Source organism: Micromonospora sp. NPDC047620, assembly GCF_043205005.1.
GTDB lineage: Bacteria > Actinomycetota > Actinomycetes > Mycobacteriales > Micromonosporaceae > Micromonospora.
This window is the reverse complement of sequence record NZ_JBIDDG010000020.1, coordinates 69938-83956: the sequence shown is the minus strand read 5'-3', so window position 1 is coordinate 83956 and position 14019 is coordinate 69938. Positions and strand designations below refer to the sequence as shown.

14 protein-coding genes, 1 tRNA gene and 4 pseudogenes are annotated in these 14019 nt (G+C 68.2%); 8 read left to right on the top strand and 11 right to left on the bottom strand.

Annotated elements, in window-relative coordinates; all coding sequences use genetic code 11:
- Positions 1-88 precede the first annotated feature (88 nt).
- The 4 genes and pseudogenes from ACGF5C_RS23505 to ACGF5C_RS23490 form a co-directional block, all read right to left on the bottom strand.
- A complete protein-coding gene (locus ACGF5C_RS23505; RefSeq protein WP_393304868.1) occupies positions 89-451 on the bottom strand; it encodes a VOC family protein in 363 nt (120 codons plus the stop codon).
- A 93-nt stretch (positions 452-544) separates the two neighbouring features.
- Positions 545-829: pseudogene (locus tag ACGF5C_RS23500) on the bottom strand (helix-turn-helix domain-containing protein); the annotation flags it as partial.
- Between the two features lie 142 nt (positions 830-971).
- A complete protein-coding gene (locus ACGF5C_RS23495; RefSeq protein ID WP_393304805.1) occupies positions 972-2048 on the bottom strand; it encodes an endonuclease/exonuclease/phosphatase family protein in 1077 nt (358 codons plus the stop codon).
- 146 nt (positions 2049-2194) lie between these two features.
- The gene (locus tag ACGF5C_RS23490; RefSeq protein WP_393304803.1) at positions 2195-2575 is read right to left on the bottom strand and encodes a YccF domain-containing protein; all 381 of its coding nucleotides are present in this window, start codon (positions 2573-2575) and stop codon (positions 2195-2197) included.
- Positions 2576-3140: 565 nt separating this feature from the next.
- Here ACGF5C_RS23490 and ACGF5C_RS23485 point away from each other — a divergent pair.
- Both ACGF5C_RS23485 and ACGF5C_RS23480 read left to right on the top strand, forming a co-directional pair.
- Positions 3141-3665, top strand: coding sequence for a hypothetical protein (locus ACGF5C_RS23485; RefSeq protein ID WP_393304802.1), 525 nt, complete (start codon positions 3141-3143; stop codon positions 3663-3665).
- A gap of 530 nt (positions 3666-4195) precedes the next feature.
- A complete protein-coding gene (locus ACGF5C_RS23480; RefSeq protein ID WP_393304800.1) occupies positions 4196-4957 on the top strand; it encodes a tyrosine-type recombinase/integrase in 762 nt (253 codons plus the stop codon).
- A 77-nt stretch (positions 4958-5034) separates the two neighbouring features.
- Here the strand turns inward: ACGF5C_RS23480 and ACGF5C_RS23475 are convergent.
- Positions 5035-5126: transfer RNA gene (locus ACGF5C_RS23475), tRNA-Arg, on the bottom strand.
- A 308-nt stretch (positions 5127-5434) separates the two neighbouring features.
- Between ACGF5C_RS23475 and ACGF5C_RS23470 the strand changes: the two are divergent.
- A pseudogene (locus ACGF5C_RS23470) lies at positions 5435-5686 on the top strand (transposase); the annotation flags it as partial.
- A 52-nt stretch (positions 5687-5738) separates the two neighbouring features.
- Here the strand turns inward: ACGF5C_RS23470 and ACGF5C_RS23465 are convergent.
- Positions 5739-5999, bottom strand: a pseudogene (locus ACGF5C_RS23465) (transposase); the annotation flags it as partial.
- Between the two features lie 223 nt (positions 6000-6222).
- On the opposite strand from ACGF5C_RS23465, the gene ACGF5C_RS23460 reads away from it, so the two are divergent.
- Positions 6223-6507: a transposase gene (locus ACGF5C_RS23460; protein WP_393304799.1), complete on the top strand. Its 285-nt coding sequence runs from the start codon at positions 6223-6225 to the stop codon at positions 6505-6507.
- Between the two features lie 116 nt (positions 6508-6623).
- Here the strand turns inward: ACGF5C_RS23460 and ACGF5C_RS23455 are convergent, their stop codons facing one another.
- From ACGF5C_RS23455 to ACGF5C_RS23435, 5 genes are all read right to left on the bottom strand, one after another.
- The gene (locus ACGF5C_RS23455) at positions 6624-7241 is read right to left on the bottom strand and encodes a hypothetical protein (RefSeq protein ID WP_393304797.1); all 618 of its coding nucleotides are present in this window, start codon (positions 7239-7241) and stop codon (positions 6624-6626) included.
- 659 nt (positions 7242-7900) lie between these two features.
- Positions 7901-8311 carry a cytidine deaminase family protein gene (locus ACGF5C_RS23450; protein WP_393304796.1) on the bottom strand — a complete coding sequence of 137 codons (411 nt, stop codon included), beginning with the start codon at positions 8309-8311 and terminating at the stop codon, positions 7901-7903.
- Positions 8312-8477: 166 nt separating this feature from the next.
- A complete protein-coding gene (locus ACGF5C_RS23445; RefSeq protein WP_393304794.1) occupies positions 8478-8732 on the bottom strand; it encodes a hypothetical protein in 255 nt (84 codons plus the stop codon).
- A 175-nt stretch (positions 8733-8907) separates the two neighbouring features.
- A complete protein-coding gene (locus ACGF5C_RS23440) occupies positions 8908-9873 on the bottom strand; it encodes a CU044_5270 family protein (protein ID WP_393304792.1) in 966 nt (321 codons plus the stop codon).
- 4 nt (positions 9874-9877) lie between these two features.
- Positions 9878-10447, bottom strand: coding sequence for an RNA polymerase sigma factor (locus ACGF5C_RS23435; protein WP_393304790.1), 570 nt, complete (start codon positions 10445-10447; stop codon positions 9878-9880).
- Between the two features lie 431 nt (positions 10448-10878).
- On the opposite strand from ACGF5C_RS23435, the gene ACGF5C_RS23430 reads away from it, so the two are divergent.
- From ACGF5C_RS23430 to ACGF5C_RS23415, 4 genes and pseudogenes are all read left to right on the top strand, one after another.
- Entirely contained in the window at positions 10879-11121 is a 243-nt protein-coding gene (locus tag ACGF5C_RS23430) for a hypothetical protein (RefSeq protein WP_393304788.1), read from the top strand.
- A gap of 560 nt (positions 11122-11681) precedes the next feature.
- On the top strand, positions 11682-12824 hold the full coding sequence (gene xerC / locus ACGF5C_RS23425) for a tyrosine recombinase XerC (RefSeq protein ID WP_393304786.1): 1143 nt from the start codon (positions 11682-11684) through the stop codon (positions 12822-12824).
- A gap of 223 nt (positions 12825-13047) precedes the next feature.
- Positions 13048-13143 (top strand): annotated as a pseudogene (locus ACGF5C_RS23420) (helix-turn-helix domain-containing protein); the annotation flags it as partial.
- Positions 13144-13208: 65 nt separating this feature from the next.
- Positions 13209-14012 (top strand): IS630 family transposase, encoded by an 804-nt coding sequence (locus ACGF5C_RS23415; RefSeq protein WP_393304866.1) that lies wholly within the window; start codon positions 13209-13211, stop codon positions 14010-14012.
- Positions 14013-14019 lie beyond the last annotated feature (7 nt).

The window sequence follows — 14019 nt, the reverse complement described above, 5'->3', positions numbered from 1 at the left end:
GCCGAGGTAGTCCTGCTGCACGTCGATGAGGATGAGTGCGCGGCGAGGAGTGGTCATGACCTGTGCTCAACGGGTCGCCGGTCGGGCCTCAGCGCAGCTCGCCTGTGATGATCCAGAGATGGCCGGACGGATCACGGATGCGACCCGAGCGCTTGCCGTAGGGCCGGTTCTCGATAGGCACGATCACCTTGGCGCCGTGGGCGATCATGCGGTCGTCTACTCCGTCCGGGTCATCGACCTCGACCTCGAGGAGGACCGCGGATCCACCGATATCACCCGGTGAGAGCCACCCCCACGACGAGACGGCAGGCGAGACCCGGAAGGACCAACGGCCGATACGGAGATCGACGACGGTGGGTCGGCCGTCGTCGCCCGGTGGGGCCCGGAACACTTCCTCGGCGCCGAGGGCAACCTGGTAGAACGCCGACGCAGAGTCCGGATCGGAGACGATCAGACGAGGGGAGAGCTACTTCATGCCCCCATCATGGGATCGGGCATCGGCAGAGTCTTGAACGTCTGGGAACGAACCCGGCCACACCGGTCGTCAACCGCCCGCGCGCTCCTTGCCGGGTGGCCGATCATCGGCTGGCACACACCGCGGAGCCAGGCCCTCGGCGCGTAGCCACTCCACCGGGGTGCACGCGTCCATGGCCCGCCACTCGCGGGTGAAATGGGCCTGATCGGCGAAACCCGAGGCGGCGGCCACCGCCGCCAGACTGAACTTTCCGGCATTGGCGGCGGCCACGAGCCGGCCCCGGGCAGCCTCGAAGCGAACGAGCCGTTGGTACTCCTTCGGCGTCACCCCGAACTCGGCACGGACCCCGCGCCATGAGGTCCGCCGGGGTGAGGCGTTCGTTGTCGGCGATCGCCTGACGGACCTCGTTTCGAGCCGATGACCTTGGTCATCATTCTCTTACGCCTGAGGTGCGTGCTCCCGGATCCCGAGACGGAATCGGAGCTTTACGCGGGGTTCACCAGCTGATGCTGGCCGCCACCGGCAGGTGGTCGCCGCCGGTGGCCGGCAGCACCCAGGAGCTCTCCGGCTTCACGCCGCGGACCAGGATCTGGTCGATCCGCACCATCGGGAACTTCGCCGGCCAGGTGAAGCCGAAGCCGTTCCCGGCCTCGCTCTGGGCCGAGCGCAACTGCGAGGTCATGCTGGCGAACACGCGGTCGTCCATGGTGCCGTTCAGGTCGCCGAGCAGCACCATCCGCTCGTTCCGCTCGGCGGCGATGGCCTCGCCGAGCGACTGTGCGTTTCTGTCCCGATGGGCCGTCCAGAAGCCCGCCCTGGGATTCACCCGTACGGACCCCAGGTGGGCCACGTACACCGCCAGCGGCCCCTGGTCCGTGGTCACCGTGGCGCGCAGCGCCCGGTTGTAGGCCATCTTGATGTCGACCGGCTTGGTGGCCGCCAGCGGCCCGGCGTCCATCTGGATGTCGACCGGCTGAGTGTCCGACAGCGGTAACTTGCTCCACAGCCCGACCGTGCCCTGCACCGTGTGGTATGGGTACGCCTTCGCCAACTCCTTCTCGTACGTGCCCGTGGCCTGATGGGTCAGCTCCACCAGGGCCAGCACGTCCGCACCGGAGGCGGCCAGGTCGCGGGCGGTGCCGGCCGGGTCGGGGTTGTCGGCGTTGACGTTTTGCTCGGCCACGGTGAGGTCGCCGCCCGGACGGGACTTGTCGCCAAGCAGCCCGCCGAAGAGGTTCAGCCACACCACGGCCGGCAGCAGCAGCGCGACCACCGCGGAGGCGGAACGACGCCACAGCGCCCCGATCAGCAGTACGGGGATGAACAGGCCGAACCACGGCAGGAAGGTCTCCACCAGGCTGCCGAGGCCCCCGCGGTCCGTGATCTGCGCGTGCAGCAGCAGGATCAGGCCGAGCAGCAGCGCCAGCGCCGCGAGCAGCAGGCCGCGCTTCCAGGGGCTCGGCCGGGAGACGGTGCGTATCACCCGGCGGATGCGCGCGCGCCAAGTCCCGGCGCCGGTATCCCGGCGGCCGGCGTCGCCCTGCCCGGTCTCCGCCGTGTCCACCTGCGTCATCGTCGCCCTCGCTCACCGCCAGTCACTGCTGCATCCTATTGTGATCAACGGGTTGTCCGGGTGAGCTCTTCGATCCAGATCACCGAGGCGCGCAGGTGGAGGCATGCAGGGACGATGCTGTCACTGCAGATCAGGTGGCCGCAGTTCTATGGTGCATCGATGACCTCGCGCCCGAGGGGCCAGAACGCGGCGGGGATGAGCTTGAAGTTGGCGATGCCGAACGGGATGCCGATGATCGTGAGGCAGAGCGCGATGCCGGCGAGGATGTGGGACAGGGCCAGCCACCAGCCGGCGAGCACCACCCACAGGACGTTGGCCAGCCCTGAGGCGATCCCGGCGCCGGGCTTGGGCACGATGGTGCGGCCGAACGGCCACAGGGAGTAGACGGCCAGGCGTAGCGACGCGACGCCGAACGGGATCGTGATGACCAAGGCGAAGCAGATCAGCGCGGCGATGCCGTAGCCGGCGGCGAGGACGAGGCCGCCGCCGAAAACGAGCCACAGCACGTTGAGCGCAAACCGGATCATGTGTCTGAGCATGACCGCCCGGCGCAACCCCGATGGCATTGCTGACAGAGAGCGGCCGGCCGGCCCGGTGGCCAGTCCATCGACGAGTCTTCCGGCGGCGACGAGGCAGGCGGGGCGGCGAGAAGTCTTGGGCGGCAGGTCAGGCCCTTGTTTTCTTGTGCGCCCGAAGGGACTCGAACCCCTAACCTTCTGATCCGTAGGAGGGAGCATGGCCGGCGGGCGTGCCGATCACCTCGCTGCCGGCTTGGTGCCGACGTTCCTCGAATGGCGCGGCGTTGCGCTCCGCTGGGGTCAAGCTGGGGTCGCCTGACCCCCCGCTGAGGATCACGGCTTAGAAAGTGTGGACACGGGCGGAAGCCGCTCGGCAGTGACCTGGCTTGGCCTGCTTCGCCACTCTGGCCGCCACGTCCAGGAGCTGACCGCCGTTGACCGTCGGCACCCATCCGAACGGGCACGCAAGGGGCACGCGACTGTCGCTCCCTCCCAGTAGAAGCCGATCCTCGATGCCGTCAAGCCGTTCTATCGTCGTGATCGCCTGGTGACCGTCGATGCTCACGCTGAAGGGATGCGACGGACGGGGATGCTGGGACTGATCTGCGCGTTGGTGCTGGCCGGGCTGACCGGCTGCAGCCCGGCCACCGAGGGCGCGGTCGGGGTACGGCTGGACGCCGACGGCCGGCTGGTCGGGGTATTCGACTGGTGCCGGGGCAAGGGGACCGACGGGATCACCCTCTACCTCAGCGAGGACGACGGCGGGGTCACCGACAAGGTAATCCAGCTCGAGCGGGAACCCGGCCGCAGCGCCCGCACCGCAGAGGAAGTCGTGCTGCTCGACCCGGCGGCCAGCTGGCAGACGAAGCTGGCACCGCCCACGTTAGGCGACGGCCAGATTTACAACCTGAGCGCGTGGAACAGGGACGGCGGCGCAGTGGAGGACTTCCCGTTCCGGATCAGCGAGCTGCGCGGCCGGACCGGCTCCGCCATGATCCTCACCAAGCGGTGGGAGGGCGGGGAGCACGGCGGCTACGTCGCCACGTTCCATACGCCCGAGGACTTCGCCCGCTACGCCAACACGGTGTGCGACGGCTGAAGAGGCCGCACCTTACCCGGTCGGCATCGTCTGGCGCTTGTAGGCCATCCGCTTCCCGGTGAAAAGGTGGCCGCCAGTCTGCCCCCATCCCCCGGATAGGTGCCAAAAACTGCGTCGCCCGGTCGGGGTCAAGGGTGGCCGTAGGCCATCGGCGTGCCGACGCGCAGCGCCCTTGATGCCGGGCGGGTGGCGTAGAGGATCGGGCACCCGGGGGATGGGTCACGCCCTGGTCCTCGTCGTCATCAAACCGAGGGCGATGCCTACGAAAGTCCGGGGGCAAGCAGCTCCGCTGCGCGGCAGCCGATCGCCCCAACCTCGACGGGAAGCAACCCCGACTGCGATCGTCCCGCCTCAGCCCTCATGCTCTTGCGTCCCATCAGCGTGGCCGGCCGGCCACGCTGATGCCGGCCGAAGGTCGCCAGCAGGCCGGGGCCGGGCCGGCGCGGTCCGCTTGCGGGCCGCCTTGATTGCGGCCCTCGGATGTGCGGACGTTCCTCTCCCGGCTCAAGAGCGTGTGCCAGTGCTGTGCTTTGAAGAAGGACGCGAAGCGCGTGGAGCGTGGGCGCCCGGCGAGGTGCTGCGCCAAGTCCCCTCGGCCGTGCTGTGAGGTGTTCCTGTCCGATGGTTCGATCCGGTATGCACATCGGCTCCTGCGGGCGGCGCTTCAAGACGCGGTGACGGAGGAGCTGCTGGGGAGCAACCCGGCGAAGGCGCTGCGGATCTCGCACCGGTACCGGCCGAAGTTCACGCCGTGGACGGCTGACGAGGCGAGGCGGTTCTTGAAGGCGGCGCGGGATGACCGGTGGTACCGGTACTCGGTCGCCTTGGCGCTCGGGCTGCGCCGCGGTGAGGCGTTGGCGCTGCGGTGGGTCGACGTGGACCTGATCGACAACGTGCTCCGCATTCGGCAAACACTGCAACGCACCGGCGGGCAGCTGCGGTTCGGGCCGGTGAAGACGGACGGCTCGGAGCGGGCCGTGGCACTGCCGCCCGGCCTGGTCAACGTGCTGCGCGTTCATCGGACGCTGCAACGGACGGAGCGCGAGGCGGCCGGGGACCGCTGGCAAGATCATGGCTTGCTGTTCACGACAAGAATCGGCACTCCGGTCGAGCCGCGCAACATCAATCGGCATTTCGAGCAGTTGTGTGAGCGGGCGGGAGTTCGCCGTATTCGTGTCCACGACGTGCTCGGACACAGCTCCCCGACCGTCACGAAGTCCATCTACTTCGAGGCCACCCGGCGGGTACAGCAGGACGCCGTGGACCGGCTCGGCTTCCTCTTCGACGCGTAGGCGTAGGGGTCAGCCGTGGGGGTCAGAAAGGTCAAGGGCCGGTTCCCCGTGACAGGAAACCGGCCCTTGACCTGCTATGCGCCCGAAGGGGCTCGAACCCCTAACCTTCTGATCCGTAGTCAGATCCTTCGATGCATAACGCGAATCGTCCGACCGAGTCCGGCCACGCCCGACTAAATCCGGCGAAGTCCCGGCAGGTCCGCTGCTATATTCGCTAGCATCGATCAAAAAGTGGGTGCCCAAGAGGGCCAGAAATTCGGCTGGTCCGGGCGCATCCGTGTCAGTTCCTCGACGTCCGAGCGGCCACGGAGCAACCAAACCGCACCCCCTGGCCGGGCATCAGAGGCCGCCCGGTTGGTAGATGAAGTAGAGGGGGTGATGTGCGACTTGCCCGTGATGGGCGTGTTGCGTAGATAGGAGACGGCCACCGCATCGATCCTTCAAGACGACCAAGTCAGAGAAGGAAGAGAGGACGCGATGGCCGCATCTGCAAGTGCGAACCTTGTTGACCTGCCACGCGAGCGGATCAAGGCCGCGTCGCCGGACGTGTTGCAGGCGATGATCAAGACGTTCGCGCAGGCGGTGATGTCCGCCGAGGCGGACGCGCTCTGCGGCGGCGGATACGGGCAGCGCAGCGAGGAGCGGGCGACCTCCCGCAACGGTTACCGGCATCGGGAGTGGGACACCCGCGCCGGGACGGAGGCTGTTGCGATTTGTAGGCGCCGCAGTAGGCATGTGTCTTCGGCTGGAGAAACAAGCGGGGCAGGGGCCTACCGGTCCCTCACCCCGCGAGGGCATCTGTTCGGAGGTCGTGGTCCAGTTGGATCAGCTTGCGGAGGTTGAGAACCAACGCGGCGAAGTCGAGCTCTGCTTGGCGGGTAGCCAGACCTCGACGGGCGAAGCAACGCAACGTGATGCGTTCCTTGAGGTGGCCATGGACCGGTTCGACGGTGGCTGCGCGGCGTTTGTAGAGCGCTGCGCCTTCTGGGGTGGCTAATCGGTGGGCCATCCGGGTCGCGGCGTCCGTATGCCTGGCCCCCGTCCGCGACCGGCCAGGTTGCCTGCGATCGGCGACGACCCGCGGCCCGCCGGTGTCGACAGGGCTGGGGGAAGGCCGCCCGCGGCATCGTTATCGGCCGATGCCGCAGATGCGCACTGGAGCGATGCAAGCCCGGCTACGATCCCGCCGGCGTGGGCGCCGCGAGTCCTGGTGAAGCGCCCGGGTGACTTGGAGGCTCTGAAGCCTGCAAAGGGTAGGAGTCACCATGCCTGCACCGAGGAAGTACAGCGACGAGATTCGTGACCGGGCGGTCCGGCTCGTCTTTGAGGTGCGTAGATCGACTGGTCAGCGGCAGGGCGCGGTGGCCTGGGTCGCCGACCAGTTGGGGTTCAACCGGGAGACGCTGCGTAAGTGGGTGCGTCAGGCTGAGGTCGACTCTGGGCAGCGGCCGGGGACGTCGACGGCGGATGCCCAGCGGATCGCGGAGTTGGAACGGGAGACCGCGCGGCTGATGAGCAAACGACGAGACGGGTCGCGGCGACCGAATTAGCTGGTGACATCGACTCCGTAAAGGCCGGGGCCGCGCATGCATGTCAGGCTGGCGGAGATTCGCCGCCTCGGTCGGAGAGATCCGCGCGAGCGGAGGCCGGAGATGCCCGGCCATTATCATTCGGGGAGCGGCACGGGCCACGGGCCTGGGTGGCGGTCGTCGTTGACCTGCTCGACGATGACGGGCTTTGTCGCCTGCCACTCGGCGGCCGTAAGGACGCGGGTCTGCGTGGCGAGACGGTGCAGGGCCGCTCCGGCGGCGGCGTCCGGTGCGGTGCCCCCGCCGTACGCCACGAAGGCCACCCGTCCCGGCTCGGGCTCCCAACACAGCAGGGCCGCTCCCTCGCGGACGCCGGCGAGAACGGCCGGGTGCCCGCCCACCGCCGGGGCGGTCCGCGCTCTGGCGGCGTAGAGAGCGTCCTCGAAGCCGCCTCCGTCCACCAGGCCGGTGTGCACCCAGCCATCCCCGAGTGCGCCTTGCTCGGCGGCTGCGGCACTGCCGTACCCGGCCTCGTGCACCGCTGCCGCCCGGTACGGGCCGGTAGAGGTGACGACGTAGCCGGCCGGCGGGTTCAGGCGTGGCCGGCCCGCCACGACGGTGACCCGGTCGGCGAGCGCGGCCAGCCCGGCCGCCCCGAGGTCACCACGGATCCGTGCCTGGGACCCGGCCAGCGGCCAGGTGAGCTCGCCCAGCGCCTGCCGCCCCGGATCCGCCGCGACGGGGTAGGTGATCACTGCGCCCCGCTGAGCGAGGGAGCCGTCCAACCGGCGAATCACTACAGTCCAGGGGCCGTCCGCGGCGGTGCGGTCGCAGCGATCCTGGCTCAAGTCGCGGGGTGGACCGCCGCCGGGAAGCTCAAGCACCAAGCCAGCCATCGACTGAGACACGCCGCACGATGTCTCCGCGACGGGCGGCGACACTTGCGGGAGCGGCTTCGGCCGATCTCGCAACGCACCCGCGATGGCGATCCCGGCGACCAGGACGACGGTGCCCGTCACCACAACTCGCCGCCGGCGGGGCCGGGACGGCTCCTCGGGGCCGAAGCTGACGATGTCACTCATATCGCTAGCTCACCGCACGAGGCACCGAAACGCCAGAAGCAGATGGCCGCGCCGTCATGGCGTCAGCAAGGCGGCGCCGAGGCCCACCAGGGCGACGATGTGGATGCCCTGGAGCCACCGGCGGGCGACCATGAACCCGTCTAGCCGAACTCCGGCTGTGATGGCACCGCACCGCGCCAGCCCGACCGTTGCGGCCTGCAGGTAAGGGTGTCGGGCGGGTCGCTTATGTCGTACTGGCCTTGGTCGGCTCGGGAGCTGCCTGTAATTGTCTAGTCCCACCACATGCTTGACGAATCCGTCCCACGACATGTTCGACAGTTCGCCTAGAGTGCCTACGGCGTCCACGGGGTCACCAGTGGCATGAGGTCCCGGATCCACACGCTTTTCGCGCCAGCCAAGGTTGGCAATATCACCCTGATGTCTGGGTGGTAGTCGAACAGCACCTGGCGGTCACGCCCGCACGGACTGACGGGCCCGCGACCGAAGTTGCCTACCGCCACGATCGTCGTCAGCTCGCGTGCTCCAGAAGCACGGGCGTGAGCGAGTGCGACCAGTTCAGCGCAGGGGCCACCAGTGAAGTGGTGAAGGTTGATACCTCCGTACATGCGTCCATCGACTCCGCGTACCGCTGCCCCGACGGTATGGACGCCGTCCACGCCGTCGGTGTTCGCATCCACGATCTGGCGGGCGTGCTCGATCAGCTCACGATCGTCATCGGTCAGGTCACGCATCGAGGTCTGCATCCCGGTGAGGCTACCGGCGGGACCCGGACCGGACACCCCGGAACCTACCGGACTGGGCGGGACACAGGGGATGCTCGTCGGACGAGCAGCCATCGAGCAACCTGGCCGGCCGACTGGTGAGCCCCGGCAGCCTGGGGCGAGCAGCGACCGACGGACAGAACATTTCCTACCAGCGCCGGAAATTGCAGAGATCAGAAACCAGTGCCTGCATGAGATCCCAGGCGCGAGCGGGATTGACATATCCAGCAGTTGCACCCGTGTAGCGACCAGTCTCGCGGATCAGAAGCAGCGCGCCCACCCAGCCCGCAAGGATCGAGATTACCGTGAGCGGAAGGACAGCGAAGATGATTGGAACAACCACCTCTTTGGCACCGGCAAAGCGCCCCACCAGCATCAAGACGAGCAAAATCGGTAGACTCATGACGCCGATTCGAAGTCCGAGGACGGCCGCGCGCCATCTTCTACTCTGCCGGATCTTTGATCTTGCCGCTCGATAGTCCATCATTACTCATCCTAATATTCGACTCGATCACGGTACGGCGGGCTCCTGCCGTGACGGCTTCATCGTGACCACCCGCCCCGCGCTCTGTGGTGCGTTAGAGCCGTGACTGCAGCGAACTGGTATGTCCCGTGGCCAACCAGACGGTGTACTCGATGGTCGCCGGTGCCTTGACGGGTAGGTCACTGTCTTTGAGGACAATCGACTCCACGTCGAGCAGAGCGCCGGTACTGGGAGCGAAGACCAGCACGAGCCGTTCACCCGCTCCCCCGCGATGCTCCGCGCCGATGGCCACACCGACACGACCTGCCCGGTCCGTCGTGTCGCCGAGGACGGAGAGCCCTGCCTGGTCGGCGAGGATGAGGAGAAGATCTGCCTGTTGCCGTGGTGAGAGCACCTGGCGCCCCCAAAGGTCGGCGGCAGCTCTCAGCACACCGACCGCATCCTTGCCTCCGTTACCGGATGGCCGGATGACCTCAGGCATCCCGCCTTCGCGGACGAAGCCGGCGAAGAGCCCTCCGGGTCCGAAGTGCTCATCCGACACGGCCGAGCGTCCATCGTCACGCCTGAGCCGCCCGGAGCCGTCCGGAGCGATCCACTGCTCACGGATGATCTCGTTGATGCCAGAGCTGAGAATTCGACCTTCGGTGTCCCCCGCGACCCCGAGATACCAGCCACGCTGATGCATGTAGTGGTAAGGGCCACCAGCCTGCGCTGCCGGCTGCTCGCGCGCTCGTGCGGCCAGGTTCCCCAACACGTCACGGGCTGATTGTGCGACCGGGGTGTAGGTCAACATCTCCGGAGTGAAGGCGTAGGCGGCGGTACCGCCGCCCAACAGCGACGGAACGGCGATTGATGTGGCTGCCACCGCGGTGGCCAGGCCACCGACCAGCACGGCACGCCGGGAAACGGCACGGCGCCTCCCGTGCACCGGCGAGGCGGCAGGAATCGAGGTGCCGCGAAGGCCCTGAGGAAACGTCGCCAGCTCAGAATCTGCAGGCGGCCCATCTGGGAAAGGTTGCGCCTGCATCCGCGCCAACGCCGACTTCACCCTGCTGGTCATGAAATTAGCTCCTCTCGCTCGCGACGTCACTAGCTGTCGATGAGTCCGCCGGTATCGAACCTCCGGCACCTCCACCCGGTCTGCCGTCCAGTTCTTCCAGCGCCGCAGCCAGCCGCCGACGAGCACGGTGCAGCCGGACGGCAAACGCCACAGAAGAGCACCCCGCAACCTCAGCGGCCTGCCGGTGAGGCAGCCCGTCCCAGACGGTCAAGATCAGCGCCTCTCGCTCCTTGTCCCCGAGCTGAGCAAGCGCGGTCAGCACTGTCATGCGCTCGACAACCACCGCGTCCACGCCCTGATGAGGTGCCACCTGCGCACAGCGAGCCAGCTCCAACGCCAGCGCGTCTTGCCTGTCGCCCCTGCGTACCTGCTCGGCGATGAGGTTGCGCGCCGTAACGAGAAGCCATGGCAAGACTGCGGCAGGAAGGTCCTCGCGCCGCCGCCAAGCGATCAGGAACGTCTCGTCCGTCACCTCAACCGCTTGGTCGTAGCGCACGCGGCGCCGGGCGTAGGCCAGCACCCGAGGATGCATCCGGGTGTACAAGCCGGTGAACCATGCATCCTCGTCGTCCACGGCACCAATCCTCTCCAACAGGGCCTTCCAAAGCAGGAATGGCGCGGGAAGGTGCGAGGATTACAGGCACAGCACCAGTTTCTTGCCCGCGGCCAGGGCGACGCCGGCGGGGAACGCACGCCCCGCCCGCACCGCTCGTCGCGCGATGAGCCTCGCGCGGCGAGCCCGTCGTCTCACCGACCGGCTCGCACCGCGTTACCGGCAGCAGGTCAGTTGGCCGCCCGACACCGCGATACACGGGGCCTGCGGCGAAGGGCTGCTTGTTGCCGTGACGATGCCACGAACGCCGAGCCGAGGACCGCCAGCTCAAGAGACAGAAGCATGGCAACCTGGTCACGGCCCACTCGGTCGATGTTCAGTACCGCGATCAGCATCGCCACCACGACCGTTCGAACTTCCTACCGAAGCGTTCATCGAGGAGCCGGCGCAGCATGGCTCGGACGCAGCTCTACTCCTCGAAGCTGAGCCGGCGTCCGCGGCTCCTCCTGCTCGTCCGGGCGCTGCTGGACGTCTGCGTAGGAACCGCGCTCATCGTGGCCACCGGGCTGCTGCGTGGGGTGGCTCGCCGAGCCGCCGGGCTCGCCCAGGCCGGCCTGCTGACCTCGCTGACCGTCTTTGGCCTACTGGTGTTCTACCTCGATCAGTTCGCCGCCGCTGTCAGCGCGCTCAGTTAGCTGGCGGCGCTGCTCGGGGTACAGCGCTACCAGCGGGCTGTGTGGTCAGCCGACCGAGCAGCCAGCGGACGAAACCGGTCCGGCGCGGGAACCACGCAGCTGATCGGCAGGCCGGGCCCGCTGCAGGTCGACGCGCCGAACCGCCTTCCGTCCGAGCGTGGCCCCGGCAAACCAGCCCCCGTCCGAGCCTCCAAGTTCAGTGCCGGGCATATCTAGGTCGATGACTTCGTGGCGCGCCGTCATGGCGACAGCCTATGGGCTAGTCTCGCCGGCCTATTCGCCACGCAGCGAGGCCCCGGCCGCGTTGTCTCAGCGGGAGGCGGGGCGATGGGGGATGGGGATGGGCCTCAATGTCGGTCCGATGAGCAGCGTGACAACGGCTCCGACGAGGGGGCTCGCTGCCGGCACCGCGACCGTGGTCGTCATCCTCGCAGTGGCGGCGCCGACGGCGGCGGTCGGCGCCCGCCGCGGAGCACACCCCGCCGGGTCAGCCACTATCACCGCAGACGCCACGGTGACAACCCATCCTGTCTCTCAAGACGGCAGGAGAGGTGGCTGACATGGCGACATCAGGTGTGAGCTTCAAGCGGTGCGGATGCCGCCTCGATGGCCGACGGCTGGAGAAGTCCTGCCCACGGCTCGGCGAACACGGCCACGGCACCTGGTACTTCCACTGCTCGGCGGCCAACCTCCTCGGCCGCTCCGAGCGGGTACGCCGCGGCGGCTACCCATCACAGGCTGCCGCCCGCCGGGCCCGTCAGGAATGGTTGAGCATCACCGAAGCCAACCGCACGGCGCAGGGCTGGACAGCCGAGCGGTGGCTGCGGCACTGGCTCGACAACCGCACGAAGATCCGTCCCACCACCCGCTTCCACTACACCCGCGACGTCGAGAACGTCCTCATCCCCCACCTCGGGCGCCACCGGCTGGCCGACCTCGACGCCCGCCTCCTACGGGCCACGTTCACGGAGATCGCCACCACCACGAACAGCAAGGGCCGACCCCAGTCCGCGTCGGCGATGCAGCACCTACGCACCACCCTGCGCGCCGCGCTCAACCTCGCCGTCCGCGAAGGGCTGCTCGACTGCAACCCCGCCCGCCACATCGAGATCAGCGGCTACCAGCAACCCCACGCCAAAGTCTGGACCGAGGTTCGGGTCCATCAGTGGGAACAGACGGGTAACCGGCCGGCCGTGGCCGTGTGGACCGCCGACCAGCTCGCCACGTTCCTCGGCACCGTGACCGACGACTCGCTGTTCGCGTTCTGGTGGCTCACCGCCCTACGCGGGCTACGCCGCGGCGAGACGTGCGGGCTGCGCTGGACCGAGATAGACCTCGATCGAGGCGTGCTGACCATCGAGCGCAACCGCACCGCCGGCTACCAAATCGTCGAAGGCGCCCCCAAGACCCCCGCCGGCCGTCGCGCGATCGCCCTGGACAAACGCACCGTGCAGGTGCTGCGCGCGCACCACCGCCGCCAGCTCGACCAGCGCGCCCAAGCCGCCAAGGACGGCACCCCCTGGACCGACACGGGCTACGTGTTCACCCGCGCCGACGGCCAGCCGATCAACCCGAACTACGCCACCACCCGCTTCCGGAAACTTGTCCAACGCGCCGGACTGCCCCCGGTCAGGTTGCACGACCTGCGCCACGGCGCCGCGTCCCTCGCCCACGAAGCCGGCCCGCCCTACTCAAGGCGCTAGAAAGCTAGTGCCTCGTCTTTGAACGTTGATCGTGTAATCCGTCGGTTCTGAGGATTCGTCGGGCAGGCTGTCTCTCATCGTTCATGGTGGGAGGTGGTGGCCGGTGGGCAGACGCCCGGAGGTGTTCGTCCGGCAGGTGTCAATGGCCGAGGGTCAGCGGTTGCAGCGGATCACCCGGACCGCGAAGGACCCGGTGAAGCTGCGCCGGGCGATCGTGGTGCTGATGTCCGCCCAGGGGCAGCCAGCCCCGGACATCGCCCACCTGCTGAAGGTGACCGAGGACTACGTGCGCGACGTGATCCACGTGTTCAACGAGCGGGGGTTCGACGCGCTGGACCCAAAATGGAGCGGGGGCGCACCGAGACGGATCGATGAGCAGACTGGATCTGCGTCATCGCCCGGTGCGACCCCCGCTTCCTCGGCAAACCGTTCTCCTGCAGGTCACTGGCCAAGCTGCGTGACTACCTCATCGACGCCGGCTACGTCACGACGATCAGCGTCGAGACCGTCCGGCGGATCCTGCACGAACGCGGCGTGTCCTGGCAGGCCACCAAGACCTGGAAAGCCAGCATCGACCCCGACTTCACCACGAAGATGCGCCGGATCCTGGACCTCTACGACCACCCACCCGCGCACGGGCGGGTGATCTGCGTCGACGAGTTCGGACCGCTTAACCTGCAACCCCGCCCCGGCCGCGCCTGGCGACCCCAGGGACAACCGGCACGGCTGCGGGCCACCTACACCCGCGACCACGGCGTCCGGCACATGATCGCCGCCCTCGACCTGACTACCGGGCGCCTGCACTACCGCATCCGCGACCGCAAACGCTGGCGCGAGTTCCTGGCCTTCCTGAAGACCCTGCGCCGCCGTTGGCCCGACCAGCACCTCTACCTGATCCTGGACAACTTCTCCCCGCACAAACACCCCGAGGTCCGCGCCTGGTGCGCCACGCATCAGGTCGAACTGGTGTTCCTGCCGACCTACGCGTCCTGGCTGAACTGGATCGAGGCCGAGTTCGCCGCCGTGCGCTACTTCACTCTCAACGGCACCGACCACCGCAGCCACGCCGAGCAGGACACCGCCATCGGCGACTACATCCGCTGGCGCAACCGGCACGCCAAACCGAAATCCGGATTCGCCGCCAGCTCCAAGATCCGCCACCCGGATTACCCGTTCAAGGCTGCATGACGAGGCA